The 25,031-nt window shown below is 44.5% G+C and carries 21 protein-coding genes, 1 tRNA gene and 1 pseudogene; 10 read left to right on the top strand and 13 right to left on the bottom strand.

Going from position 1 to position 25,031, the window contains the following annotated elements:
* Together A3729_RS34625 and A3729_RS31705 are read right to left on the bottom strand one after the other, a co-directional pair.
* Positions 1 to 140: pseudogene (locus A3729_RS34625) on the bottom strand (serine hydrolase domain-containing protein); the annotation flags it as partial.
* A gap of 40 nt (positions 141 to 180) precedes the next feature.
* The gene (locus A3729_RS31705) at positions 181 to 354 is read right to left on the bottom strand and encodes a hypothetical protein (protein ID WP_156495185.1); all 174 of its coding nucleotides are present in this window, start codon (positions 352 to 354) and stop codon (positions 181 to 183) included.
* A gap of 158 nt (positions 355 to 512) precedes the next feature.
* Here A3729_RS31705 and A3729_RS15320 point away from each other — a divergent pair, with 158 nt between their 5' ends.
* Entirely contained in the window at positions 513 to 1,634 is a 1,122-nt protein-coding gene (locus A3729_RS15320; RefSeq protein WP_068634039.1) for a TRAP transporter substrate-binding protein, read from the top strand.
* A 4-nt stretch (positions 1,635 to 1,638) separates the two neighbouring features.
* Here A3729_RS15320 and A3729_RS15315 read toward each other — a convergent pair whose 3' ends face one another.
* Genes A3729_RS15315 through A3729_RS15285 form a run of 7 tightly spaced genes read right to left on the bottom strand, consistent with a single transcriptional unit; the run spans position 1,639 to position 6,934 of the window.
* The gene (locus A3729_RS15315) at positions 1,639 to 3,039 is read right to left on the bottom strand and encodes a lipopolysaccharide assembly protein LapB (protein WP_068514834.1); all 1,401 of its coding nucleotides are present in this window, start codon (positions 3,037 to 3,039) and stop codon (positions 1,639 to 1,641) included.
* Entirely contained in the window at positions 3,039 to 3,722 is a 684-nt protein-coding gene (locus A3729_RS15310) for an energy transducer TonB (protein ID WP_068514837.1), read from the bottom strand. Before A3729_RS15310 ends, A3729_RS15315 begins: the two co-directional genes overlap by 1 nt.
* Before the next feature lie 4 nt (positions 3,723 to 3,726).
* Entirely contained in the window at positions 3,727 to 4,152 is a 426-nt protein-coding gene (locus A3729_RS15305) for a biopolymer transporter ExbD (protein WP_068514839.1), read from the bottom strand.
* Positions 4,149 to 4,712 carry a MotA/TolQ/ExbB proton channel family protein gene (locus A3729_RS15300; protein ID WP_068514152.1) on the bottom strand — a complete coding sequence of 188 codons (564 nt, stop codon included), beginning with the start codon at positions 4,710 to 4,712 and terminating at the stop codon, positions 4,149 to 4,151. The genes A3729_RS15305 and A3729_RS15300 overlap by 4 nt, the downstream gene beginning before the upstream one ends.
* A 1-nt stretch (position 4,713) precedes the next feature.
* Entirely contained in the window at positions 4,714 to 5,193 is a 480-nt protein-coding gene (locus tag A3729_RS15295; protein ID WP_255374942.1) for a MotA/TolQ/ExbB proton channel family protein, read from the bottom strand.
* Between the two features lie 33 nt (positions 5,194 to 5,226).
* Positions 5,227 to 6,180 (bottom strand): hypothetical protein, encoded by a 954-nt coding sequence (locus A3729_RS15290; protein WP_068514846.1) that lies wholly within the window; start codon positions 6,178 to 6,180, stop codon positions 5,227 to 5,229.
* Between the two features lie 4 nt (positions 6,181 to 6,184).
* The gene (locus A3729_RS15285; RefSeq protein ID WP_197473025.1) at positions 6,185 to 6,934 is read right to left on the bottom strand and encodes a DUF3450 domain-containing protein; all 750 of its coding nucleotides are present in this window, start codon (positions 6,932 to 6,934) and stop codon (positions 6,185 to 6,187) included.
* A gap of 366 nt (positions 6,935 to 7,300) precedes the next feature.
* Here A3729_RS15285 and A3729_RS15280 point away from each other — a divergent pair, with 366 nt between their 5' ends.
* The 7 genes from A3729_RS15280 to A3729_RS15250 all read left to right on the top strand — a co-directional run bounded on the left by A3729_RS15280 (position 7,301) and on the right by A3729_RS15250 (position 15,224).
* On the top strand, positions 7,301 to 9,190 hold the full coding sequence (locus A3729_RS15280) for a SurA N-terminal domain-containing protein (RefSeq protein WP_068634038.1): 1,890 nt from the start codon (positions 7,301 to 7,303) through the stop codon (positions 9,188 to 9,190).
* 233 nt (positions 9,191 to 9,423) lie between these two features.
* Positions 9,424 to 10,236 carry a C39 family peptidase gene (locus A3729_RS15275; protein ID WP_068514855.1) on the top strand — a complete coding sequence of 271 codons (813 nt, stop codon included), beginning with the start codon at positions 9,424 to 9,426 and terminating at the stop codon, positions 10,234 to 10,236.
* Positions 10,237 to 10,358: 122 nt separating this feature from the next.
* On the top strand, positions 10,359 to 11,366 hold the full coding sequence (locus A3729_RS15270) for a flagellar protein FilC (protein WP_068508299.1): 1,008 nt from the start codon (positions 10,359 to 10,361) through the stop codon (positions 11,364 to 11,366).
* A gap of 88 nt (positions 11,367 to 11,454) precedes the next feature.
* Positions 11,455 to 13,125 (top strand): outer membrane protein transport protein, encoded by a 1,671-nt coding sequence (locus tag A3729_RS15265; RefSeq protein WP_197469948.1) that lies wholly within the window; start codon positions 11,455 to 11,457, stop codon positions 13,123 to 13,125.
* Positions 13,126 to 13,131: 6 nt separating this feature from the next.
* Positions 13,132 to 14,334: a MalM family protein gene (locus A3729_RS15260; RefSeq protein ID WP_068514858.1), complete on the top strand. Its 1,203-nt coding sequence runs from the start codon at positions 13,132 to 13,134 to the stop codon at positions 14,332 to 14,334.
* Between the two features lie 119 nt (positions 14,335 to 14,453).
* Positions 14,454 to 14,540 (top strand) — tRNA-Leu (locus A3729_RS15255).
* 171 nt (positions 14,541 to 14,711) lie between these two features.
* Positions 14,712 to 15,224 (top strand): hypothetical protein, encoded by a 513-nt coding sequence (locus tag A3729_RS15250; protein ID WP_156490751.1) that lies wholly within the window; start codon positions 14,712 to 14,714, stop codon positions 15,222 to 15,224.
* Here A3729_RS15250 and A3729_RS15245 read toward each other — a convergent pair.
* From A3729_RS15245 to A3729_RS15235, 3 genes are all read right to left on the bottom strand, one after another.
* Entirely contained in the window at positions 15,203 to 16,213 is a 1,011-nt protein-coding gene (locus A3729_RS15245) for a cation:proton antiporter (protein WP_255374948.1), read from the bottom strand. The two genes, A3729_RS15250 and A3729_RS15245, sit on opposite strands and share 22 nt — an antisense overlap.
* Positions 16,214 to 16,241: 28 nt before the next feature.
* Positions 16,242 to 16,454, bottom strand: coding sequence for a hypothetical protein (locus tag A3729_RS33140; protein WP_068514868.1), 213 nt, complete (start codon positions 16,452 to 16,454; stop codon positions 16,242 to 16,244).
* Positions 16,455 to 16,625: 171 nt separating this feature from the next.
* A complete protein-coding gene (locus tag A3729_RS15235; protein WP_068514872.1) occupies positions 16,626 to 20,057 on the bottom strand; it encodes a hypothetical protein in 3,432 nt (1,143 codons plus the stop codon).
* A 402-nt stretch (positions 20,058 to 20,459) separates the two neighbouring features.
* Between A3729_RS15235 and A3729_RS15225 the strand changes: the two genes are divergently transcribed.
* Positions 20,460 to 21,971 carry a fumarate hydratase gene (locus A3729_RS15225; protein WP_068634037.1) on the top strand — a complete coding sequence of 504 codons (1,512 nt, stop codon included), beginning with the start codon at positions 20,460 to 20,462 and terminating at the stop codon, positions 21,969 to 21,971.
* Between the two features lie 128 nt (positions 21,972 to 22,099).
* Positions 22,100 to 22,954, top strand: a complete 855-nt coding sequence (gene purU, locus A3729_RS15220; protein WP_068514882.1) for a formyltetrahydrofolate deformylase — start codon at positions 22,100 to 22,102, stop codon at positions 22,952 to 22,954.
* 54 nt (positions 22,955 to 23,008) lie between these two features.
* On the opposite strand, the gene A3729_RS15215 is transcribed toward purU, so the two are convergent.
* Positions 23,009 to 24,835 carry an ABC transporter ATP-binding protein gene (locus A3729_RS15215; protein ID WP_068554968.1) on the bottom strand — a complete coding sequence of 609 codons (1,827 nt, stop codon included), beginning with the start codon at positions 24,833 to 24,835 and terminating at the stop codon, positions 23,009 to 23,011.
* Between the last annotated feature and the right edge of the window lie 196 nt (positions 24,836 to 25,031).

Genomic DNA, 25,031 nt, shown 5'->3' with positions numbered 1-25,031 from the left:
ACTGTGATTTTGTCTTTTCCCGCCTGAGCAAACTCTGTCCAATACGTGCAGACAGGCTGGTCGAGATCGATGATTCCTCTGTCCGCAAGTGAGAGTACAGCGAGGGAAGCGATAGCTTTGGTAACGGACATAACGCAGCAAAGAGTATCCTCCTCCCAGAGTTGTGTTTTACCTTTATCCTTATAACCCCCCCCCCCATAAGTCGACTACCTTTTCGCCGTGATTATAGGCGGCAACGCTAGCGCCAATTTCATTCCGTTCTTTGAGGTTTACTAGAAAAGCCTCCTTCACGGCTTCATAGCCAGGGGCGCAGTAACCTGAATAGGGAATATCGTCGGTGATTGTGGCTGACACGTTGACCAATCTCTTATAGAACTGTAGGTTTATACAATGTAGTCCATGAATTGATATTTGTCATAATTATGGATATCCAACTGGCTGTCAGTCAGGCGTTAAGTGTTAACAATATCGATAATAAAAGATAAAAAGAGTTGTTTAAGAGAATTAAAGCAATGCTTCGTATGCTTGGGTTTGTGTTGGCCTTCATGAGTGGCGCGTCAACTTCCTATTCCGCGACACCTGTTGACGCCTGGTTGCTAGAGGAGGGTGGTTCGATCCCGACGAGTGGCAAAGTGACACAGTGGAAGTTTGCACACCCGGCGCCTCCTGTTTCTCATTTACCACCGGTTTGGCAGAAAGGGATTGATTGGATACAACGTAAAACCAACAACGAATTGCAAATTAAAATGTATGGCGGTGGGTCTCTCTATGGTGTCACCGGAGGCTTCAAAGCTTTACGCGCTGGCGTGGCTGATTTTGGGACGTGTTATACACTGGCCGAAGCAAAAGGTTTTGAGTTGTTTAAAACCATCCAGCTCCCCTATATAGCCCCTTCCAACCCTTACTTAACTGCACGAATTGTGAACGAGCTAATGGCTGATGGCTTGGCTGAGGAGTTCACTCGACGAGGTGTTTATCCAGCACATGTTATGCCAGTGAGACCTCTAAGCTTAATGAGCAAAACACCTATTCGTAGACCTGAAGACTTAAAAGGCAAAAAGGTGGTGTCATTTATGAATGCGCCGGGTGCGGCAGAAGACTTAGGCTACTCTGTTGTTCGTATTCCGTTTCCAGAGATCTATTCAGCCCTACAGCAAGGCGTGGTTGATGCAATCGTTTGGGTTGATATGGGCTTTATTCCTTTTAAAATTTATGAGCAAGCCAAGTACTATACAGAGTTGAATATTGCACCAACGACCATTGAGACTTGTATGAATCGTCGTAGCTTTGATCGGCTGAATAAACCAACCAAGCAGTTACTGTCGGACTTTCAGCAGAAATTGGCTTTGGCTGTTGTGCAGCGCACTGAAGAATTTGCACAAACTGCACAAAATACCTTGGCCGAGCAGGGTGTTGAAATTATAAAGTTTAGTGAGCCTGAGCAGCAAGCATGGGTCAAGGCATTTCAGCCAACTGTTAAGCGCTATATGGATAAGTGTGAGGCGGCAGGAAAAGATTGCCGAGGGCTGGTTAAGAGCATTGCCAAGCTAGCAGATAAGTACAAAAATCTCAGTAATGAAGAGTTAATGCAGATTACGATAGATGAGCCTGTCCAAGGCATTATCGACTTTTAAACGTCTAATGCTTGCTAATGTTGGCAAGGTAATTTGTCCACTGAGCTAATTGTTTTTCGATGATGTGAATATCGATAGTGTCGGCTTGGTGGCGGTTTGCCTTGCTTTGTTTTAGCTTACTCAAGTGATCGTCAAGCGCAGTAAACAAAGTTTCAGCCATATTGAGTTTGTCAGAATAAAATAAAGACCTACCTAACTCCAGACCGATCAAAACCTTGTCTTTGTTATAGTCTTTCTCGAGAGCTAACCATTGCATGTAGGAACCTCCACTCACCTCGTGGATGACTTGAATCACTTCATTCCATAAGGCCTGTTTAACCAAGAGCCGGCTTAACTGTTTTAAAATTGCTAGGTTGTCAGCAGAGTCCTGGTAGTTGGTGATAAAGGAGCTAGAACTTAGTATATCTATGGCTTTCTCATTATGGCCTGCCTGTTCCCAGCTATAGGCTAGCCTTTTAATATTCGCAGCTGTGGCTTTGACAGTTTTCTCGCTTAGAGCGGCTTCGAGGATTAGAGCTGCCTGGAAAGGTAGGCCTTCTGATAGCTGTAATTGTGATAAGTGTAAAACTTCTGTAGCACTAAGGGCTTGTGTTTCTTTTAGTAGTTCCATGCCCGATAGGGCTTGTTGATGCTCACCTAATTGAATCGCTATACGCACCCATTGTTGCCAATAAGCCTTTTTGGTGGGTTCGAGCGATATTAGCTTCTCGATGATAAGTCTGCTCGCGGGGTAATCTTTAAGCGCTAATAAGCTATTGAGTTGTAGTTGATAAAGCGCTTCTTGCTTAGGGTGAGCCAATTTTAAGGCATGTTTGGCGCTGTTAAAGCAGTTTGAGTAGTCTTTAGTCTGGAACTGTGAATAAGACAGTAAGTAATACCACTCACTTAGCTGTTCTGGTTCTATACTCTGATTCGGTTGTTGGGATGATATGAGTGTTTGCAGCGCTTGGCTTGCTTCACTAAAGTGCCCTGTTTGAATTTGCAGCTGGGCAAGCAGCAGATGTTGTTTAACCTGGGACGACTCATTCAGAGAGTCTAGTCGTAAAAGCAATTGTATTAAGCCAATCGCCAGTTCATATTGTTCGAGTTGAGCAAGGATCTGAGAGGCAGAATAGAGCGCATAAGATGTAGCCACGGGATTGTGCTGATTTTCAGAAATAACGCGTTCTAGAGTGCTAAGTGCTTTGGCACTTTGCTGCTTTTCAAAGTCGCTCCAGGCTTGGGCAAGTGTTCGCTGGGTTCGGCTATTGATTTGGGCATGCTTGTTCGGCTGTAACTCCAAAACCTCGCTCGGTACATTGAATGAATAGTCAGCAGAACAGGCTTCGCCGGTGCTCAGCAAAGCCACGGATAATACCAGGAAAGTAAGGCGTCTATGTGCGTGTCGAAACATAAACCAAAGCATTATTTTTCCAGAGTAAAATTAATGGTTTGAACAACCCGACGAGTGCTAGGCTTTCCCCCGAGAAGCTGAGGTTTGAATTTCCAATTTTTGACGGCACGTATGGTGTTGTTTTCAAAAATGCCCTCTGGTTCGGCGCTTAGGACTTGTACATCACTCACGCTTCCATTCAAGCCTATAGTGAAGCTAATATTAACCCATCCTTCCAGTCTTGCGCGTTTTGCTCTTCTGGGGTAGAGCGGGTCTGGCGTGAGCAAGGGAAACAGTTGCTCATCAAAACTCGGGGCGGCACTTTGTATGGGTTTAAGGGAACTTGCCGGGAATTCAGGTGGGCTTAATGAAAGTGGCACCGAAGGTGTATCGATAGGGCTCAAGTCTAGCGAAAGCTTTGGAAGCCGGGGGTTAAACGCTGCTTGATCGATTAGTTTGGGTTTGGGTGGTTCAGGTTCTGCTTCTTCGGGTGGTGGCAGCTCTTCTTCTTGCTCGGGCGCGCTTGAAGAGTTTGCTTCAATCCGAATGAAGTCAATGCTGAGAAATTTGTAGATCGCAGCTTCGACGCTAAGCGGAGTAATCAGACTCGTCATAAGCTTGCTAATGGCTAATACACAGATTATGGCTAATAGGGCGGCGAGTACCCAACGTGTAAGGCTTTGACTTAGCGGCAGTCGACAAATGGTGTTATCCATAAACCTAGATTCCACTGTTTGATTCTTTGCGTGTCGCAACGGCGATGTTCTTGGCGCCTGCAAGTTTGCACTGGTCCAATGCCTGTATCAATAAACCGGTCCGTGCATGCTCATCGGCCTGGAGGATGACAGTGCTTTCTGGCGACTCACTCAATAAACGCTCAATATTGCGTCTGATGGTTTGTGGTTCAACTTGCCGTTGATCGATCCACACTTTATTTTGAGCTGTGATTGCTACAATAATTGCCTGTTGAGGCAGTGTGCTGGATGTCTGGGCTTGAGGGCGGTTAATGTTAGCGCCCGCTTCGCGAATGAAACTGGTGGTAACAATAAAGAAAATTAGCAGAATGAATACGACATCCAACATTGGTGTCATATTGATTTCTACGTCTTCTTCTTCATTGTTGAAAAAAGGAAAGCGCGTTCTCATGCCTTGACGCCCCCTTCTTCTAATAGGGGGAATTGATGCTTGAGTATACCTTGTGCGCGCAAACTTAAGCGGCGCAGAATGTATTGCATAATAAGCCCTATAATCGATATCAGCATGCCTGCCATGGTAGGCAGGGTTGCCTGAAATATTCCCGAGGCCATCAAACGAGGGTTTCCAGTTCCGCTTAACGATATTTGATCAAAAACAAGTACCATTCCACTTACCGTGCCCATTAGCCCGATTAACGGACAAGCAATAATCGCTGCTCTCAAGAGCCAAAAAGAGTGGCGTGTCATTGCTCTTGCCTCAGAAAGCAGCGCTTCCTGAACTCTTTGCTTGTCCCAGGAATTTAGTCCTGACTTTGCCAAGCTAGCACTTTCGCTCCAGTACTTCTCCAACATTGAAATTGTATTTTTAAAGCTGAGACTTAGGAATAGTAAGCGTTCAAAAAAAAGTATAAAGATTAATACACTCAGAGCCAGTATGGCCGCGACAGGTAAACCACCGAGCTTGATTAATTGATCAATGCTTGAGTAAAAGTCGAAACCAATTTGCGTCATCTTAACAGTCTGCCTTGGAAGGGCGAGTGTCTTGAGCTGCGTTAGCTTCTATTGAGCCTTGTTCACTCATATATTTTGCAATAAAGCCTAGGCTTTGCTGGCTAAGGAACATAAGAACCTTTTTCGACTTTGCTGCTAACAGATTGTGAGAGAATAGTAGTGGCACGGCTACCAGTAGTCCAAGAACTGTAGTCATTAGCGCTTGTGATATCCCGCCAGCCATTAGTTTTGGGTCTGCGTTTCCGACTAAAGTAATACTTTGAAAGGTATTGATCATGCCAACAACGGTGCCGAGTAAGCCCAGAAGAGGGGCGACTGCAGCGAGTAGTTTGATTGTCCCCAGGCCCTTATCCAGCTTAGGCATCTCGGACATAACGATCTCTTGTAGCTGAACTTCAAGCGTATCATGTTTTAGCTGAGTACTTTGCTCGTCACTTGAACTGCTTTCCTCATTTCCTTTGCATGCCTGATAGGCCTGAATTATTCGGCCAAGAGGATTGCTAGCGTCTGCAATTTACGGTGATCTCATTTGTTTTTTGATTGCTCGTTGAGAGTAGCTGATTGTTAACCATCTAAACAAGCTTAGTAAGAGCCCTAGTAAACCTAATGTGACAATGGCGTAGCCAATATATCCGCCTTGGTGGAAGCGATCTTCCAAGCTGGGAATCAGTGCCAGCTGTTCAAGTATCAAACCGTTCGAAGGGTCGATTACCGCTGTAAGGGGTGTGTTGGGACTTAGAGCCTGGTATTCGGCTTGCTCAACGACTCTTTGGTATTTTGAATTTGGTTGTATTGGAAGCGTATTTAGAGTGTTATTCGCCGGGTTGTGAACAAGAAAATTACCTTCGCTGGTCGTGGTAAACGTACCAATGCGTTGGATAACCGTCTGTTTTCGCTGGCCATCTACTGTAATTACTTCACCTTGGTAGGTGTGGCTTTGGCGGTTTTGCTGAATATCATATTGAAGTAGCTCGAAAAGGGCTCTTAAGTCATCTGAGTCGGGGAGTGCTGTTTTAGTTGCCAGCATGCGAAATGTTTCAAGCTTTGCAGGTGACTCATGACTAATAATGGAGGCCTCCATATTCGACTGACCATCTTTAACAGCTTGCTTCCACACAGAGAACAGGTCTTTTAGCGCGTGACTTCGTTCTGCTAACTGATGTTTTGCATCGTCAATGCTTTGTTCGGTTTTTCTAACAGTCTGGTTGAGGGTTTTAAGTTCCTTTCTTTTATTGGAAAGCTCCTTTTGAAGGGCCGCAAGTTTTTCTTTTTGTTGCTGCTTTTGTTGCTGAAAAGATCGTTCTCGGGCTTGGTTTGATTGAGCCTGCTGAGTTCTTTCTTGTTGTATCTTTTGGTACAGCTTATTTAATGTGTTTTGCGGATTACCGTTCGGTTCGGTGCTAGCGTTAGCCAAACAAGGAGTTGTCAGCAGGCAGAAAATAATGAATGCGCTTTGGAGGTGTTTCATAGTATTAATTTCCGTCCGCTTCAACAGTAAGTGTTAAAAGGGAAGGTGGAAGCTGCTTCTTGGCTACCTTAATACCTTGCGCAACATTTTCAAGAAGGGCGGGGCTCGCCAGAAGCCAGCTTTGCTTTTGTTGGCTCCAATAGCCAGCGCTTTGCTGATCAAGACTGAGGAAATACATTCCGATACGCCCAACCCGAAGTATCTGTGCTTCCACTTCTTTGTTATCAATTATGATCTCCTGCTGATATGACTCAATGCTGTAGCCAAACTCGTTTTCAATCTGAAAGGCTTCAAGCACTGAGTGGTAAAGGTGGCTTATCGGTATTTCCGGGTTAAATGCTTTTTCTTTGAGTGCCGCGATACGTGCCAGTCTCTTATGTTGGTGGAAAGCTAGGTCGTTATTTACTTGCGTATCAATCCAGTCAATCATTTCCAGGAGCATTGGTATCAAACTGTTCTCTGTTTGCGATACTTGCGATAGCTGGCCTTCATAGTCAATCAACGTTGTTTGTTGGCGAGAATGTATCTGTTGTTGATGTGATAAGTTTATATTTGTTTGTTCCAGGGCTCTCGATAAGCTTTGATATTCGCGAAGTAAGGCCTCAGTTGATGCGATTGTTTTGTTAATCTTTTGCTGACTTAGCTTGGCTTCTTTGATCATAGAAGATGCTTCGCTAAATGACTCGGATAACCTGGGTTCTGTTTGTGCGCTAGCTTTACCTACAATTAGTAGGACGAGGATAAAAAAAAGCACCAAGAAGAGGTGAATTGAATTTGGATAGCCTAGAGCGAACGAGTGGCTTAGTGTGTGTAGCGGTCATAAAAGAGTTCTTGAGTAGGTTTTTAAGTGAGCTATACAAGTTTAGCTTAGCGTGGAGATTTTGCGTCTGAATCTAATGCTGTGGGGCAACACGATGGATTTTTCACTAATGCAGTGAGTAAGGGGAGTCGTTTGTGATTTCATTTGTTTTAAAATCAGGATCTGTAGGGTACAATCCGGCGGCTAGAAAAATTACAAGCTTATGACGGTTTAGGACTTTGCTCTGAAAAATTAAGCCGGCGGCGGTAAGCGATTAAGAATAAACATAGTAAGAAATAACCGGGAATCAGGAATCAAGGTATGCTTCAAGACATTCGTAATAATTCACAAGGCACTGTCGCAAAGATTATTGTTGGCGTCATTGTGGTGGTTTTTGCTCTTTTTGGTGCAGAGTCTATTGTCGGAGGTTTGAGTGGTGAACCTGAAGTAGCGACGGTGAATGGTGAAGGGATTACTGAGCGTAACTTCCTAAGGGCAGTTGAAGGTAAGCGTCGCCAGATTCTTGCGCAGATGGGAGAAAGGGCAGACCCGGATCTTATCGAAGAGTCTTTGTTAAAGTCTTCAGTTTTAGAAGGCCTGATCAACGAAAAGATCTTGGTATTGGACGCAGAAGGTAAAGATTTATATATCTCAGACGAGGCTGTTGAAAACTACATTCGTAATATTGACCAATTCAAGGTCGATGGAAAGTTCAGCAATGAACGAATGCAGATGATTTTGCGTAATGCTGCGTTAACTTTGAAATCATATAAAGAGTCCTTGAAATCCCAGTTTGTTATTGACCAGGCGCGTTCAGGCTTGATCGCTTCAGCATTTGTTGTCGGTAACGAGAGAGATGAGATTGTTGCATTGGATCGTCAAACAAGAGACTTTGGTCTGGCTACAGTTTTCAAAAGTGATTATATAGAGTCAATCGCGGTAAGTGACGAAGATGTCGCGACTTATTATGAAGAGCATAAAGATGCGTATAAGAAAGCGCGTAATGTTGATGTCTCTTATTTAACGATTGATCGCGCGTCTCTTGCCGAATCAATTGAGGTGGATGAAGAGCGAATCATGGTAATGTACGAAACTGAGAAAGCAGAATTCGTAGGTGAAGAAGAACGAACGGCTGCTCATATATTGATTAAAATTGATGACGATACGACTGAAGTGCAGGCACTGGATAAAATCAAAGCAGTAGAAGCTAGGTTGTTAGCAGGTGAAGCGTTCGATTCATTGGCTAAAGAGTTGTCAGAAGATGAAGGTTCTGCGTCTGCTGGAGGTGATTTGGGTCGTTCTGGTAAAGGCGTGTATGTTGCGGATTTTGAGAACGCTTTGTTTGCGCTTGCCGCTGGAGAAGTATCCGCTCCGGTTAAGACCGAATTTGGTTATCACTTGATTAAGCTTGAGTCGATTGAAACAAATGAAATTCCGGCATTTGAAGAAATGCGTGCTGGTCTTGAAGAGCGTTATCGTAAGGAAGAAGCTGACCAGTTATATGCGGAGCTGGCCGAAAATGTTGCAGATATTACTTACTCTTCTCCTGATCTGGCAGAGGCAGCTGATGAGCTGTCTCTTGAAGTGAGGCAGTTGGCTGGGGTTTCTAGCGATACTGTGAATGAAATTTTCGCAAGCCCGAGAGTACAAAAGGTGCTGTTTTCGGATGAGCTGGTTACTGAGCAAAATAACAGTGAGTTGATTGAATTTGCGGAAGGTCGCTCTGTTGTGTTTAGAGTTGATGCTTTGCATGAGCCTAGCATTTTGCCGCTTGAATCTGTAAAAGAGCGGGTGCGTGACGAAATTAAAGTAAGTAAGTCAGCAGAGTTTGCGGCATCGGTTGGAGAGGCTTATCGTTCAAGAATCGCAGCGGGTGAGGATGCTGTTGCTGTCGCTCAAGAAATGGGCGTGAATTGGAAGCAGCATAACGGTGTTCGACGGGATGATGTGATGTTGAACCGTGAAGTTGTTACCAAGCTGTTTACCTTAGCTAAGCAAGAACAGTTTGCAGATAATATTGTTGGGTTCGAAATTATGGGTGGAGATTACGCGGTGATCGTACTTAATGAGGTTCACCAGGGTAGTGCTGAAAGTGCGACGTCCATGGAGCTGTTCTCAATATCCAATATGCTTGGCTCCAGCATCGGAGCAGTTGATTATCGGAATTACCAGGAAATGGCGGTCAGTGCCGCCGAGATAGAAAAATTCTAAATCTAAAAGAGGCGTGAAGCCTCTTTTTTTCTGTCTGGCATCGGTGAAACAATGTTGGGCGCAATTAAGGCCTTTCTAAGAGAATGAGCATTATCATTGGTGTTCCGGTTAGTCTCAGCATATTTTGAGCACTGGTTATCTTTCCCTTTCAAGTAATTAATGTATCTTTACGTAATAATTTTTTCGGCATAGAAAGCGGAAAAACTTAACGGAAACCTAAGGCAAATGGAAATATGGTTCTTGTAACAACAGCATCAATACTTCTTTTGAATCTGGTGCATCAATTTAAAGATATCGAACCTCAGCCGAATGGGATCGTGCATTATACTGTCGCCCTAAATGAGGGTGAATCGTTTGTTCGAGAAAGAGCTGTTGTCGAACCTTTATCTAGCGTTTTATACCGTAATATTGTTAGGCAGGCGTATGACTATAGCTGTGGATCTGCAGCATTAACGACTGTATTGCAGCATTATCTTGGGCGCAACTTTCAAGAACGCCAGGTGATGGAAGGTTTGCTTCACTACGGTGAAAATGAGCGAATCGTTGAGCGTCGAGGCTTTTCAATGCTGGATATGAAGCGTTTGGTAACCGCGCTGGGCTTTCCGGCTGGGGGCTTCAAGGCTGAGTTAAAGGATTTGATTGAGCTGGATCATCCAGCTATCGTGCCAATACATTACGCAGGCTTTAAGCATTTCGTGGTTGTTAAGACAATCAAGGATGGGCGTGTTTTTATTGCTGACCCTTCCAAAGGAAATATAACCTTTACTCTCGAACGCTTTAAAGAAAAGTGGGATCAAAATGTATTGTTCGTTATCTTTCCAGGGAATACAAAACCAATTGATGGGCTTGAGTTAAGAGAAGAAGACTTACGCTTTATTGATGATCAGACATTGTCTTTGCAGGCTTTTGATTATACTCCGGACTACAAAGATAATTTGCGGTATTTATTGAATAACGAGATAGAGCGCCGTAAAAACCAGACAGATGAGTTTGGGAATACTACTTTCGATAATGGTACGAAGTTTTTACATTATCGTCGAAACTAGTTTTTGAATAAGTATATGTCGTGTAAGAAATGTGAGCAGCATTGCTCGTATTAGGAAAGTGGTTAGTTGTTACTGCGTGTAAGAGTCACTGACACAAACTATAAAGATAGAAGGAATAGGTAATGAACTCTTGGGTCATTAGATGCGTGCTACTGGCATCAACCGTGCTGTTTGTTTCGGATATTAGTGCTGAAGAAAGTAATGTTGATAAGGCGCGAGATGCCTTAGCCAGACAGTCAGATGATGAGGACTCTACCAAGCAATTGGAAGAGGTTTTCCAGGCGGCTGAGAAAAACTATTCCTTGCTCAAAGCGGGTGGAAAGTCTTTAAGCTATTCTCTGGATTACTCTTATATCTCTGATTCGAGAATTGCCTTGGATGTTCAGAATGGCGTGGTTAGAAATCTGGACGTAAACCCCTCTGGAACACATTCCTTTACAAACTCCTTTAGCTTTGACTACGGAGTTCTGAATAACCTTACTCTAAATGCCCGGATACCTTTATCTTCACGCTACGATACTCAGAACTCACTATCTGCAACGGAGTGGGGGGATGTGAGTTTCGGTTTGCGTTGGCAGCCTTTTGCTTATGTACCAGGTAAGGCGACAGTCACCCTAAGTACTACCTTAAGTACTAAAACAGGTGTCAGTCCTTATGAAATTAACCCTAATGAGCGCTTGTCTACGGGTAGTGGTACTTACTCTGTTTCAACGGGTTTAAGTGTATCGAAGGTATTGGACCCAGTTGTATTGTTTGGCTCGCTGAGTTCCAGCTACTCCTTTGAGCAAAGTGGTTTGAACCAACCTCGAGGCGGGAATCTCCTCAAGACTGTTCACCAAGGGCAGAGCTATTCTTTCTCAGGGGGCTTTTCTTACTCTCTTTCTTATGACACCTCTTTAAGTATATCGACCCAGGTTGGTTATAGTACTGAAACTAAATTAACTTTCGTTGGTTCGGGGACGGCAGTTTCGCCTGACTCGGTGAGTGGTTCGATGAACTTCTCACTGGGTATTCGTGTTGACCCTAAGACGATTACAAACGTTAGCTTTGGCTTTGGGCTTACTGAAGATGCGTCTGACTTAAGTATGGGGATCTCTTATCCAATTAATATAGGTGCTTTCAACTGGTAATCATGTGTCAGGAGTAAGGTGATGACTGCTTTGCTCTCGAGCGCACTTGTTTAATCTTTAGAATAGTAATGGGAAAAGGAATTAATTGGTGAAATCATTGCATTGGAAAGTAAAGAAACTGCTGGTGGTCGTATTGATTGCTACGTTTGCTTTCCCTCCCCAAGTTGTAGCTCAGCTAGCGAACGGCATTACGATTGATACTAAGGCTCTTTCCTTGGGTAATGCGATGCAGGCTGACGTAAATCCTGGTGTTTCAGCGGTTTACCATAACCCCGCTCAGCTTACCCGACTCAAAGAGCGTCACTTTGAGGTTGATCAGTTATTAATTGGTTTGGATCTTGATGCCGTATTTACTGCCCCTGATGACTATCAGTTGTTTGGTTTAGATGGTACAGGCTTTAATACCTATGACCCTACCGTACCGAGAGACCCTGTAGTAGGAGGCGATGGTCGAGGTAAGAGCCATACTAACAGGCTTTCTTTATATCTACCTGGCTTTGGTTTGCAGCAATGGGTGTGGAATGGCCCAACGATACTACCTCCGCAGATTGGCTTTTCGGTAAACCCTCCTGGTTCAAAGTTTACTTTTGCAAATAAAAATTATATCCACTCCGCTTTAGCTTTGTACAAAGAGCTGGAAGACCCTGGTCGATTTTTGGGTAAAGAAGCAGCAATTCAGCGTTTTACTTACTTTTCTCCGGCTGTTGGGTACGAGATTAATGATGAATGGTCTGTTGGCATGGGCATTCAGTTTAGTCATCAAGGATTCTATATAGCGCAGCATAACCGTGCACCTAACTTGTTGATTGCGGTTGTTGAAATACTTCAGGATGCATTTGCTTGTGAGTTCGATAAGCCTATCGGTCAGCGTCGAGACCCTCTGCAGCCTTTCTTATCTATGTGCCAAGGAAATATTGGGCCATGGGACGATATCGGGCGTATCGATATGGATATGCAGCAAACCTTGTCGCCAACATATAATCTTGGTGTGTTGTGGGAGCCGACAGATTGGTTCTCGTGGGGAGCAACCTATTACAGCGAAGCAGATATGGAGCTTAAAGGTACGTTCTTCATGGACTATACCGATGAGTGGACAGCTTTCTGGAACGGTTTTAACGCGTCAATCATTGGTGCGATTACCGCTGCAATACTGGGCCTCCCAAGAGGTGTTCCCTATGAATCCGGGAATGTGAACCTCGACTTGAAAATCCCTCAGATGTTTAAGACGGGTATGAGAGTTCGCCTTACTCCTGATTATACCCTCAATGTGGATGCGACATGGACTGATTGGAGTCAGTGGGAAGAATGGACTTTTTACTTTGATAGAACTCTGGAAATGCTAACAACAGCTCGACTATTGTCGGGGTTGGTCACAGGTCGTTCTCTGACTTTGCCTATTGGCTTACGTGATACCTGGCACTTTGGTTTCGGTTTAACTAAGCATGTTAATTCTCGTCTGGATGTCAGGTTTGGGTTAGAGTTACGAACTTCACCAGCCGAGCGTGATGTTTTTGGTCCGCTTCCCGTTGGTGATATGAAAATGTGGGGTACCGGGTTTGGCTACAAGTGGGATAAACGAACCGATATCAGTGCAAGCATATTCTATATGCAGTCTGATGATTACATTCCTTCTAATACAAGTTGTAATTTGAACTGTACGAATTTGACTAACGTAATTTATAACCCCTATGCGGGCTTGAATGTGAAGTTTACATCTCGAGTATTTGGAATGGGTATTTCTTTTAACCGAAAATTCTAGGTCTATATGAAGCTGAACTATTCGAGATCGACTGTAGTATTGCTTGTAGCTTTGTGTGTCTTTTCTTTGGAAGCTCTTGCTGAACGCTATAGTGTTGAACAAGATAGCTTTGGTGGATATTCCGCAAAGAAGGTAGATGATGCTCAGCAAGCCGATGTGCCTGTCATCGACTCACAGCCAGAACCTGAAGAGCCTCAGCAGCAAGCAAAGTTAGAGCTGCCTCCTGAACCACCTGTTAGTCCAAAATCCCAGAACGTAACCGACAATGAATATCTTGGTGATGTTGGTGATTCCTTAAGTCCTTTTGAAAAAGAATATATTGAAACCGAAAGATTAGAGCGCTCTAAGGTTCTTGGCGCTATTCGTAGGGCGCCACCACTTAACGATTTCGATGCAACGCGCGTTAACTCTGAGGAATTTGTGGATGGTGATAAGCTATTAATCGACGGTGGGCGACCGAGTAGTGAAGGTTCTCGCTACTATACAGTAGTCGATGCTGATGGAACGGTTCGCAATATTGATTATGACGCTGATGCTGTCCAGGCTGCTCTCGAAAAAGAAAGAGAGAAAAAAATCGAATTTACGGAAGCAAGTGTTTTGGAGAAGTCCGCAGCCAGTGCCGACCTTCCTGAAAGCGCTGACCCTTTTGCCGCGGCTTTGTTTGCTAAAAACTTTACTTCTGATGACTACTTTGATGGTTTCTCAAGTACTTGCTGCCAAACACTACCAAATGTTGACTTTATCGAACTTGAATTAGGTAAAGCTCACTACTATGAAATGAACGAAGATCAGCTACCTTATCGGTTTTCAGGTGGCGATAGTCGTTTTTTGTTGTTGAGCTTACCGCAAACCAAAGAAAAGCAAGCTTTAAGCATAAGAAGCTTTGTACGGCGTCATAAACGTTTTGGCATTGATAATGGTGTATTCTTTCCTCAGTTAGTTACTTTGGATAGCGATAAGCAGCCACTGCGTATATTTACGGGCCCCTTATTAAAGTATCATTCTGAAACTTGGCTCGCTCATGGTTATTTAGAGGGCTTTTTTCAGCTTGACTCTACTAAGGATGGTGGTGAACGATTTCTATTGGTTAACACTACCAGAGATATTCTTGGGCAAACATCCAGTATTGAAAGTGACGAAGAGCTTATTTCTATTGAGCATATGGAAATAGGTACTCTGGAGCTAAAATTGTTAGTTGAAGATAATTAGCTAGTTTCTCCTTGCGGCTTTATTCTTAGGTAAGTTGCTAATTACATGAGTAAATATAAATAAAATCATTGATAGCGGTTGATCATTTTTCTGTATGGCGTATAATGCGCCGCATCTGGGCCAGTGTGATGAAATTGGTAGACATGAGGGATTCAAAATCCCTTGTCCTTCGGGACGTGGCGGTTCGAGTCCGCCCACTGGTACCAATCCTTTCTTAGTTATCAAAAGTCGATCTAACTTAACAAGTTTTCCCAAGTTAAAACAAATATTCAGCCTTTATTCTCCAAATACGGCCGCCAGGTAGGGTTTTATTTACTTAATAGAACAAACTGCTTTAGGTTGTGTTATATCTTAATTTAAGTGCTTAGGAGATCACAGTGCATATTTCTAGAATTATTCTTCTGCTTTTAATGTCACTCTCTCTTTTAGCCTGCTCAAGTAGTCCGTTCATGGATGACTACCTTAGCTCGATAGAGTCTAGGGAGTCGTATGTATTTTTTGAACACTCAGATTTTGGAATAAAGAGCAATCAGCAGGTGCCGCTAAGTCAAGAGTTCGATCGTTGTACTGAATCTGTAATGGGTGGGATTTCTTTAGGGCTAGGTGAACAAACTGTTTCCAATATATCCGTGCTTGAGCGAGTCAATCAGGATTATCATGCTTTTTTACTTGAACTCGTAATGTCGAAAGGTGCGGGTGATAATGGTGCTTTTAGCGCTTTATATAACAATACTATCACTACCCAATCGGAGAATGGGGAGCTTAAGCGACATGCCTTTGCTTATACAGAAGGGCTTGAGCAGCCACTAAAGAAATTAACCAGGCTTATCCTAAGACGTAATCAATGTTTGGCGCGCTCTGGATGGATTTATAAGAAAGTAGCGCCGTAGTCGGTATTACCTTTGGTTTTTTCAATATCCCCCAATAAATGTCCATATTTTTTGTAATAGAGCTTTATCCAAAAAGGTGATAGCACGGTAGTGTAGGCGATGACCATGATTAAGGCTGTATAGACCTCATTTGTAAAAATATTTGCAGAAGCACCTAGGCCTGCGAATATCAGGCCAACCTCGCCACGTGGCACCATGCTCATTCCTATGACGATACGTTTGGCTAGAGGTTCGCTAATAAGTAGGGCTCCGGCGAACTTTGTGCATATAGCCAAGACAAGTAATATTAAAGAAAACTCCCACAAGAATGATGAAGACCAATCGACCGAGCGTAGATCCATCGAAAGACCGACGGATACAAAGAATATTGGTGTGAATAGTTGAACGATGGGTTTTATCTGTACTTCCACTTTGTGAGAGAACTTGGGTGAACTATGTAGCGCTATGCCGAAAGGTAAAAAGAAGCGGCGCGATAAAGCTAGTCCGGCGGCAAAGCCTCCGAGTAATTCCGGGGCTCCAAATAAATGAGCGAGCCAGGCAAAGAACAATACTAATGCGACAATAGTGGTTGGAATTAATCCTGGGTCGTTAATTCTTTTATCTAATATTTGGATAATTCGAGAAAACAGCTTGGCGAGAATTGGAGCCAAGCAGAAAAATATCGCGACAAATAAGAAAACTCTACCGGCGCTCATAAGGTCGATATTGCCGTTGACTGAGAAGTCATAGAGTAGGGCAAGAAGTATTACGCCGAGAATATCATCGAGTACGGCGGCGCCCAATGTTACCTGTCCTTCGTCGCTTTGGTGTCGGTTAAGATCTGAAAGTGTTCGAATGGTGATGCCAATGCTGGTGGCGGTTAAGGTTCCGCCGATAAACAGTGATACAAGTAGTGATAGTTCAAAGTACCAGTAACTTGCCGCAAAGCCACCAAGAAAGGGCGCGATAAAGCCTCCTAGCGCCACGACAGTAGACTTTTGCCTGAGGATACAAGCTTCCCTAGGTCAGTCTCCAATCCTATGTCAAACAGCAATAGAATGACGCCAATTTCGCCCAGAAAAATATAATCTCGTTGACCTCTACCCATGCGAATAAGCTCGGGCCAATCAAAATGCCAGCGCAGAGTTCGCCAATAACACTCGGTGCGCCAAAATAGCGAGAAATATCGCCAAGCACCCTGGCGACAACAAGAATGATAAGGATGTCGAGTAAGACGTCAGCAATTTCCAAATGCGCACTCCCGGCTTTTTGGCTTTGAAGTCGGGCTGGTATTGAGTTTGGACGTGCTTAGTATGACTTGAGTTTGGGAAGAGGGGGTTGAGCTAGCTCAATTAGTGATGAGGTTTAAGGGCAAAAAAAACCTCCGGGTGTTAGGCCGGAGGCTTTTAGTTTCCTTACATTTTATTCGGCGTCGACTATCAGGTCACTATCCCCAACAGTGATTTCTTCACCGTCATTTAATACGAAAGATGCTGCTTGTGTAACAAACTCTGCAAAAGCAGGTGCCTCAGCAGAGGAAGCTGCCGCTGCAGGGGTCGTGTGTAGAGCACCACTGTCACTCTCAAAACGAATGAAGTTAATGCTTGCTTCATCAGTTGAGTCTCCAATGCTTACAGCACCGGAAGCAGTTTGCAGTGGACTTGTCCCTGCTAGAGGAGCCGCTGTACCTTCACCAAGCGAGATGCCGGCGTATGGGTTTGCGTTGCAGCCGATATTCGCTGGTTGTACAACGTCGACAGCGGGAGATGCATTATTTGGAATAAATACATCGCCAACCACTTCGCTAAATAAGGCTTTGGTTGTAGAAGTGGTGCTACTCAAGTTGCCTACAAAGTTAATTGGATCAAAAGAGTCAAATGACGCTTGAAGAACGTTAAGGAAGGTCTCAAGGTCTGCATCGCCTCTTTGCAAACCAGCAGCAGATTGCAATGCTAGCAGTATACCCGGCGCAAATACTGGGGAATTCTCTGCTAGTCGTGCAATGTTGCCACCTGGCGTTAAAAAGTTTGCAGACACAATGTTATCTTCAGTTCTACTGGTTTGGTTCGCGATTTCGACAAATGGAATGCCGTTAAAGGTACCTAAAGAGTGAGCAATAAAGTGAACATCGTCTCCGTTTAAGTCAAAGCCATCACCTTCTGGCCCGTTATCATCTATTCCATCGATATCCATGGTTGGAATAGACAGACGCAGAGTCATTAAGTCAGACATGTGCTGTCTAAAGTTATCACGGCTAGTTAGGAAGCTAAGTGGGTTAATCGTGAATGCACCAGAACCCGTGTTGGAGCAATCGATAGGGTCTGATGAGGAGCTGCCCACGGTGCCGTCAGCGAAATCCATCGGTACAACGTTGGTAACACCGCCGCCAAAGCCAAAGTGACGCTCATCGGCAGAACCTTGTCCTAGACCAGGGATCTGGCTAGCACCGTTTTCAATAGTATTCTGCATTAAGCCAAGACCTTGTGCCGCAAGCTGTAAGCTTTGGAGGCTTGAAGCTGCTGCTTCTAGGGCTGTAAGGTTTTGAACAGTCGCATCAAGCGTTGGATTTCCGCTTGCATCGCCTAATGCGGCCGTGATTGTGCCATTGATGGTTGCATCTTCAGTGCCGTCAATGCCATCGGTGATATCGATTAATGTACCGTTTAACTGAGCAGCTACGACATTGTAGGTAAGATCTCCGCTTAGTGCAGCAGAAATATAGCCAGCTTCGGTCCCGTCGATTCCGTCGGTGATATCAATCAGTGAGCCGTGCAATTGTCCGGTTACAACTGTTTCAGCGATGGTTCCCGCAAAAGTTTCAGTAATCAGGTCAGCTTCAGCGGCGCTAATACCGTCACTCGCATCAATAACTGTCGCTGAGTCTAATGATGTTGTCACGAATGTGGTGGCAAGAGTGCCATCAACTAAAGCTTGATTATTGGTATCGCCAGGAGCTAATGACTCTGGGAAACCAGCTAGCTGACCACCAGCAAGGAATTGTGCTGCGTATGCCAGGCGGCCTTCTTCAGAAATCGCATCAATACCATGAAGTGGTTGATCAATCGCGAGTACCGCAACGGTTCCACCGCTGTTCGCAACAATGGCGCTACCGAGTGCTAGGGCAACACTTCGATCAGTTGTAATACCATGCTGGTAAATAACAGTTTTATAACCATCTGCCGGCATATTCGAGTCATCTGCCGGGAAGATTGCTAATACCGGTATTTCTTCTGTAGAGTTCTTTGCTGGGAACGGAAACAAATGATTCACAACATTTGATGTCGTCGCTTGTGGCAGAGCTGCGCCAAGTGCCTCTAGGTTAAAAGCAGTATTTATTTGAGTGGCTAAGGTTGAATCTGCTTTCCACCATTCGCCTACAAGTCTCGCTTCGGTTCCATCGCTTACGCCTCGTGTATCAGGTACACCTGAATAGTAAGGAATCGTCAAGGAGCCTTCAGAAATGTTTACGGCACCTACTGGAGCGATTGCATCGGTAATAAATGCTGATACTGTTCTTAGGTCTCGCGGTGTGTCGAAAGCTACGCTATCATCGGCTGCGGGCTCAGGAAAAGACATTCCACCTGCTTTTGCTGCAGTGATCATACCGGTACCGGCGCATGCAAAGCGTGCATCGCCAGCAGGATAGGTATCACACCCTGCTAAAGCTGGATTGAAGCTCTCTGCGGTCCAGTTGCTGATTGCTGTATCAACAGCGCCTTTAATGGTTGCATAATCTTCTGCGCCGGCATCAACTGCCGCTTTTGCTGCGCCAGTTGTCACAAGAGTCTTAACCGTATTCGTTGCCCACTCGGTAGGGTCTACCATATAGTCGACAACTTTTGTGTCATTAGAAGTGGTAAAGCCACTTGTAAAAACAATGTTGTCTTCAGTTAATTGCTGATCATCTGGGCGTGCCGCATTGGTTAGGTTGCCTAAATAGCTCGCGGTAACCTTTTCCCAGAAATCAATTTGAGCTTGCACATCGTCAAGGAGAGGGTTGGCGGGTTCTCGATTTTCATCAGCGAGGGCAGCATAGTTGGCTATACCAGGGTGTTTGATCAAAGACTTTCCTTCGGTATCTTTGATTTCATCGGTCAGTGCAACAATGTAGCGCTTGTTAGGGTTTAAAGGCTCTAAAGGTTGGATTCGTATGTAACTTGTTTCTACTCGTTCGCCGCCAACGACTTTGTCTCGGGTAATGACTTCAGCGCTATACTTAGGTGAAGCCGCTATTCCTAGAAGTTCTCCTGCTGCCGATAAATCTCCACCACTGGCTTGTGCTGCTGTAATGGCGTCAGTAACTGTAGGGGATTCTTCGTTGACTAGTCCTTTAAGAGGGTCGCCACCAGCATATTCTAGTTCTAACAGAAATACGCTTTGGGCAGGGTTAGGAACAGGAGCGCCTCCAACATTAATAAAGCTTTCTGCGATAACCGTATCTGTGTTTATCGTATCTGTTATGTCGGACCCTGCTATGCCTTGGCCAATTTCGATATCGATTGGGGCTGTTAAGGATGCGCCACTAAGATACTCAAGTGCGACTTCAGGTGGTGTTTCTGTGCCTGCAGCAATTTTCTCGGCTAGACCAGGGATAGCATAGGAACCGTCGGGATCCGTTGTTTGTAGTAAAAGGTCATTTGGCTTAGGAAACTCTCCGGTAGCAGGGTTAAATACTGGGTAGAGGTTATTTTCGTTCTGCTCAATATTCGCCTGTTGCTCAGATGACGGAGGGGTCGTCTGTGAGTTTTCGTTATCTCTTTCTTTCGGGTTGTTTTCTGGATCAGTAGTGTCCAGACAGCCTGTTAATGATAATGCTGACGCAATCGCGACACTTAATAAGGTTTTTTTATACATGGATAAGACCTTTCCTAAACGTTGTCTCAAATAAGTAGTGGCTAGATGGTGGATGCTTGCTTGGTTTTATCTGTTTAAATTCAGCAACACACACCACCAGGCCTAAAAATTTTGACCTAGATTAAACGTAGACACGAAAAAGCAATTTGTCTAATTTTTTAGCGCAAAGAATTAGATGCACTTGCTTAGTAGCTGTAACGAATTTAACCGTCGTTTAAGCTTTGTAGGTGTGACTACAAACTCATCTTCAATCAGAGTACAATTCAGTACCCCAATAATTGATCGCTCAGAAGATGAGTGGGTGATCAGCCATGTATTAATTGATAAACACAACATGGGCCTGGCCAAAAGCTTAAGAGCCTCAGCAGTTTATTAATTAAAGAAAAACGTTAGAGAGTGACTATGACCACAATTCGTCAAGCAGATTTAATTGATAGCGTTGCAGATGCCCTGCAGTTTATCTCCTACTATCACCCAAAAGACTTTATTGATGCCGTCCATGAAGCGTATTTAAAAGAAGACTCCCAAGCTGCTAAAGATGCAATGGCACAAATACTCATCAATTCACGTATGTGTGCAGAAGGTAAGCGACCAATTTGTCAGGATACCGGTATCGTGACTGTATTCGTTAAAGTCGGTATGGATGTGCAGTGGGATGCTGAATTAAGCCTGACTGATATGATAAATGAAGGTGTACGTCGTGCTTACACTCATCCAGATAACGTCTTACGTGCTTCAATCCTAGATGACCCTGCCGGCGCTCGTAAGAATACTAAAGACAATACACCTGCTGTGATCCACTATGAGATTGTCGAAGGCAACACTGTCGACGTCCAAGTTGCTGCAAAAGGCGGTGGTTCCGAGAATAAGTCAAAAATGGCGATGTTGAACCCTAGTGACAGTATTGTTGACTGGGTTCTGAAAACGGTTCCTACGATGGGCGCTGGCTGGTGCCCGCCAGGCATGTTGGGTATAGGCATCGGTGGTACAGCTGAAAAAGCTGCCGTGATGGCGAAAGAAGCTTTGATGGAGCCGATTGATATTCATGAGCTTCGTAAGCGTGGCCCTCAAAATCGTGTTGAAGAGTTACGTTTAGAGATTATGGATAAGGTCAACGACCTGGGTATCGGTGCTCAAGGCCTTGGTGGCTTAACAACGGTTATGGACGTAAAAATTAACGACTATCCAACGCATGCTGCATCATTGCCTGTCGTAATGATTCCAAACTGTGCTGCCACACGTCATGCTCACTTTGTGTTAGATGGCTCCGGCCCGGCATTGCAAACACCTCCAAGTCTTGAAGACTGGCCTGAGATTACTTGGGAAGCTGGCGACAGTGCTAAGCGCATTGATTTGAATAACGTGACTAAAGAAGACGTCGCCGACCTTAAGCCGGGCGATACGGTTTTGCTTTCAGGTAAAATGCTGACTGGCCGCGATGCAGCTCATAAGAAAATGACTGAGATGCTAGCCAATGGTGAAGAGCTGCCAGTAGATTTGAAAGGCCGCTTTATATACTACGTTGGGCCTGTTGATCCGGTTCGTGAGGAAGTTGTTGGCCCTGCTGGCCCGACTACGGCAACACGTATGGATAAATTTACACATACCATTCTTAAAGAAACTGGCCTGATGGGCATGATCGGTAAAGCCGAGCGTGGCCAGGTGGCGATTGATGCGATTAAAGAATACGGATCAGTATACTTGATGGCAGTGGGTGGCGCGGCTTACTTGGTGTCAAAAGCAATCAAGAATGCTGAAGTGGTTGCCTTCCCTGAACTAGGTATGGAAGCTATTTATGAATTTGATGTGGTTGACATGCCAGTATCAGTTGCCGTTGATAGTCAGGGTATTTCAGTTCACCAGACTGCGCCAAAAGAATGGCAGGCGAAGATCATTGCGGCAAAGTCTGAATAAGAGATAAGCTTGAATTATCTCAGACCTATCTATAATAAAGAGAGTCTTCGTGGCTCTCTTTTTTATTTTGAGCGCCTATGTCTGAATACAAATTAGTCCTTAAACGATTGTGGAAGCAGTAAAATATTATGGAACAAACCTATCGTCTTGTCGTTTCTTGCCCTGACCGTACTGGTATAGTCGCAAAAGTCAGTAACTTTCTGGCAACTTATAATGGTTGGATCACTGAAGCGAGTTACCATGCCGACCAGAAGAACGGCTGGTTTTTTATGCGCAATGAGATCAAGGCGAGTTCGATTCCTTTTGATCTGGAAAACTTCAAAACAGTGTTTGAACCCATTGCCAAAGAGTTTTCCATGTCATGGAGTATTAGCGATTCTAATACTAAGAAACGCGTCGTGTTGATGGCTTCAAAGGAATCCCATTGTTTAGCGGATCTACTACATCGCTGGCACAGCAATGAGCTGGATGCGGAAATTGTGGCAGTGATATCCAATCACGATGATTTACGCCGTATGGTTGAATGGCACGATATTCCTTATCACCATGTGCCGGTAGACCCACAAAACAAACAAGCTGCTTTCGACCAGGTTAGTAGCTTGGTGGATGAATACCAGACCGACTTGGTGGTACTTGCTCGCTATATGCAGATTTTACCTGCTGACCTGTGTGAGACATATGCAGGACGCGTGATCAATATTCATCATAGCTTCTTACCTTCATTTGCTGGGGCAAAGCCTTACCATCAAGCTTATGACAGAGGCGTGAAATTGATTGGTGCAACCTGTCACTATGTCACTCAAGATTTGGACGAAGGGCCTATTATCGACCAGGATGTGATTCGTATTAGTCACAGTAATACGATAGAAGATATGGTTCGCTTAGGTAAAGATGCCGAGAAGAATGTATTAGCACGAGGTTTGCGTTTGCACCTGGAAGAGAGGGTTATTATCCACGAAAATAAAACAGTGGTGTTTGGTTAAGGCAAGATTTGGGGTCAGAGTAAAAATAATAGTTTTTACTCTGACCCCAAAGTTTTAATCTCCGATAAAACCACCCGACTGTCGAGCCCAAAGTTGCGCATAAATACCGTTTTGGGCAAGTAGCTCTGTGTGGCTGCCTTGCTCGGCAATCTTGCCTTCGTCTAATACGATCAGTCTGTCTAGTGCGGCGATGGTAGATAAGCGATGAGCGATCGCAATGACTGTCTTGCCTTCCATTAAGGTATATAAACTTTGTTGAATCGCAGCTTCGACTTCCGAATCCAAAGCAGACGTGGCTTCATCCAGAACAAGTATTGGGGCGTTCTTCAATAAGACTCGGGCAATCGCAATACGCTGACGCTGACCGCCAGAAAGCTTCACGCCACGCTCGCCTACATGAGCGTCATAGCCCTGTCGTCCGTCCAGGTCACTTAGTTCTTGAATGAATTCGTGAGCATGGGCTTGTTTGGCTGCACGGATCAGATCATCGTCAGAGGCTTCGGGATTTCCATAAAGGATGTTATCGCGCACAGAGCGGTGAAGCAGGGAAGTATCTTGGGTCACCATGCCGATATGCTCGCGCAGGCTCTCTTGTTTAATGTCAGCAATAGCTTGCCCGTCAATTCTGATGTTGCCCGAAGAAAGGTCGTAGAATCTAAGTAAGAGGTTTACCAGAGTTGACTTTCCAGCACCTGAGCGGCCAACCAGACCAATTTTTTCGCCAGCTTTTATATGCAAATCAAGCTCGCTGATAACCGGACGGCCAGATTCGTATTCAAACGAAATCCTCTGAAAATCAATATTACCATCGCTTAGTTCAAGCGCTTTGGCATTGTCTGAGTCAAGCACGGCTCGTTCTTTTGAAAGTGTGCTGATACCGTCTTGTACTGAACCGATATTCTCGAACAGGCTGGACACTTCCCACATAATCCATTGGGACATGCCATTGAGCCTGAGTGCTAGCGCAATCGCAACAGCTATGGCTCCAGTCGAAATGGTTTCGTTTATCCAAAGCCAGATTGAAAGAGATGAGATCGAGAATAACAGGAGGGAATTCAATACCCATACTGTCACATTGAGCCGGGTGACCAAGCGCATTTGAGGGTGAACGGTTTCAAGGAAGTCGCCCATTGTTCGTTTTGCATACTCTGCTTCACGCTGGCTATGAGAGAAGAGTTTCACTGTTTCAATGTTGGTGTAGCTGTCTACCACAGCTCCGACCATGCTGGAGCGCGCATCTGCCTGACGAGTAGAAATATCACGAAGTTTAGGGATGAAGTAATAAAGGCTGGAGCCATAGCAAAGTAGCCAAATTAAAAGAGGAATGCTTAATCTGGCATCACTCGCTGTGACGACGCTAGTCATACCTATGAAATAAATACTGACGTAGAGCAGTACATCGAGCAGCTTCATTACGGTTTCGCGAACCGAAAGCGCAGTCTGCATCACTTTGGTTGCTATGCGGCCAGCGAACTCATCTTGGTAAAAAGAAAAGCTTTGACCAAGCAAGTACCGATGAGCTAACCATCTAATTCGCATTGGATAGTTGCCCAACAAGGCTTGGTGAATAACGGTTGAGTGAAGCAAAACAGTAAGAGGAATGACGAAAAGAATCACTGCACCTAGAGCAATAAGGGTATTCCCTTCATCTTGCCAAAGTGTTTGAGGTGTTTTGTTCGACAGCCAGTCTACCAGCTGTCCGAGGAAACCAAACAGCGTAACTTCCATGATGGAAATTAAGGCAGTGAGCCCGCCCATGATAAAAAGTAAGGGGAATATTCCTTGTGTATAGTACACACAAAAGTCGAATAAACCCTTAGGTGGTTGTTCCGGATGCTCGGGAGGAAACGGCTCTACCAGCTTTTCAAAAAACTTATACATAAATAGTGGTGTTGGATCGGTATATTTGTATATGAAAACCAATAACTTACTTTAATATTGAGGCCATTTCTTTTATCGAGGTACGGGTGAAAGCCTGAAAGTCGTTATCGAGTATGTGTCTGTGATAATGTCTGCTAATCTTAAAAATAGAACAATGTATCAATGTAAGTTTCACAGCCTCAAGTATACCGCTTTT

The sequence above is a fragment of the Oleiphilus sp. HI0043 genome, from assembly GCF_001634935.1.
This window is presented reverse-complemented; position numbering and strand designations above follow the sequence as displayed.

What these genes read in the sequence shown, in the direction of transcription:
- A3729_RS15320 (WP_068634039.1), top strand. Translation starts at nt 513, where the DNA reads ATGCTTCGTATGCTTGGGTTTGTGTTGGCCTTCATGAGTGGCGCGTCA.
- A3729_RS15315 (WP_068514834.1), bottom strand. Translation starts at nt 3,039, where the DNA reads ATGCTTTGGTTTATGTTTCGACACGCACATAGACGCCTTACTTTCCTG.
- A3729_RS15310 (WP_068514837.1), bottom strand. Translation starts at nt 3,722, where the DNA reads ATGGATAACACCATTTGTCGACTGCCGCTAAGTCAAAGCCTTACACGT.
- A3729_RS15305 (WP_068514839.1), bottom strand. Translation starts at nt 4,152, where the DNA reads ATGAGAACGCGCTTTCCTTTTTTCAACAATGAAGAAGAAGACGTAGAA.
- A3729_RS15300 (WP_068514152.1), bottom strand. Translation starts at nt 4,712, where the DNA reads ATGACGCAAATTGGTTTCGACTTTTACTCAAGCATTGATCAATTAATC.
- A3729_RS15290 (WP_068514846.1), bottom strand. Translation starts at nt 6,180, where the DNA reads ATGAAACACCTCCAAAGCGCATTCATTATTTTCTGCCTGCTGACAACT.
- A3729_RS15280 (WP_068634038.1), top strand. Translation starts at nt 7,301, where the DNA reads ATGCTTCAAGACATTCGTAATAATTCACAAGGCACTGTCGCAAAGATT.
- A3729_RS15275 (WP_068514855.1), top strand. Translation starts at nt 9,424, where the DNA reads ATGGTTCTTGTAACAACAGCATCAATACTTCTTTTGAATCTGGTGCAT.
- A3729_RS15270 (WP_068508299.1), top strand. Translation starts at nt 10,359, where the DNA reads ATGAACTCTTGGGTCATTAGATGCGTGCTACTGGCATCAACCGTGCTG.
- A3729_RS15260 (WP_068514858.1), top strand. Translation starts at nt 13,132, where the DNA reads ATGAAGCTGAACTATTCGAGATCGACTGTAGTATTGCTTGTAGCTTTG.
- A3729_RS15235 (WP_068514872.1), bottom strand. Translation starts at nt 20,057, where the DNA reads ATGTATAAAAAAACCTTATTAAGTGTCGCGATTGCGTCAGCATTATCA.
- A3729_RS15225 (WP_068634037.1), top strand. Translation starts at nt 20,460, where the DNA reads ATGACCACAATTCGTCAAGCAGATTTAATTGATAGCGTTGCAGATGCC.
- purU (WP_068514882.1), top strand. Translation starts at nt 22,100, where the DNA reads ATGGAACAAACCTATCGTCTTGTCGTTTCTTGCCCTGACCGTACTGGT.
- A3729_RS15215 (WP_068554968.1), bottom strand. Translation starts at nt 24,835, where the DNA reads ATGTATAAGTTTTTTGAAAAGCTGGTAGAGCCGTTTCCTCCCGAGCAT.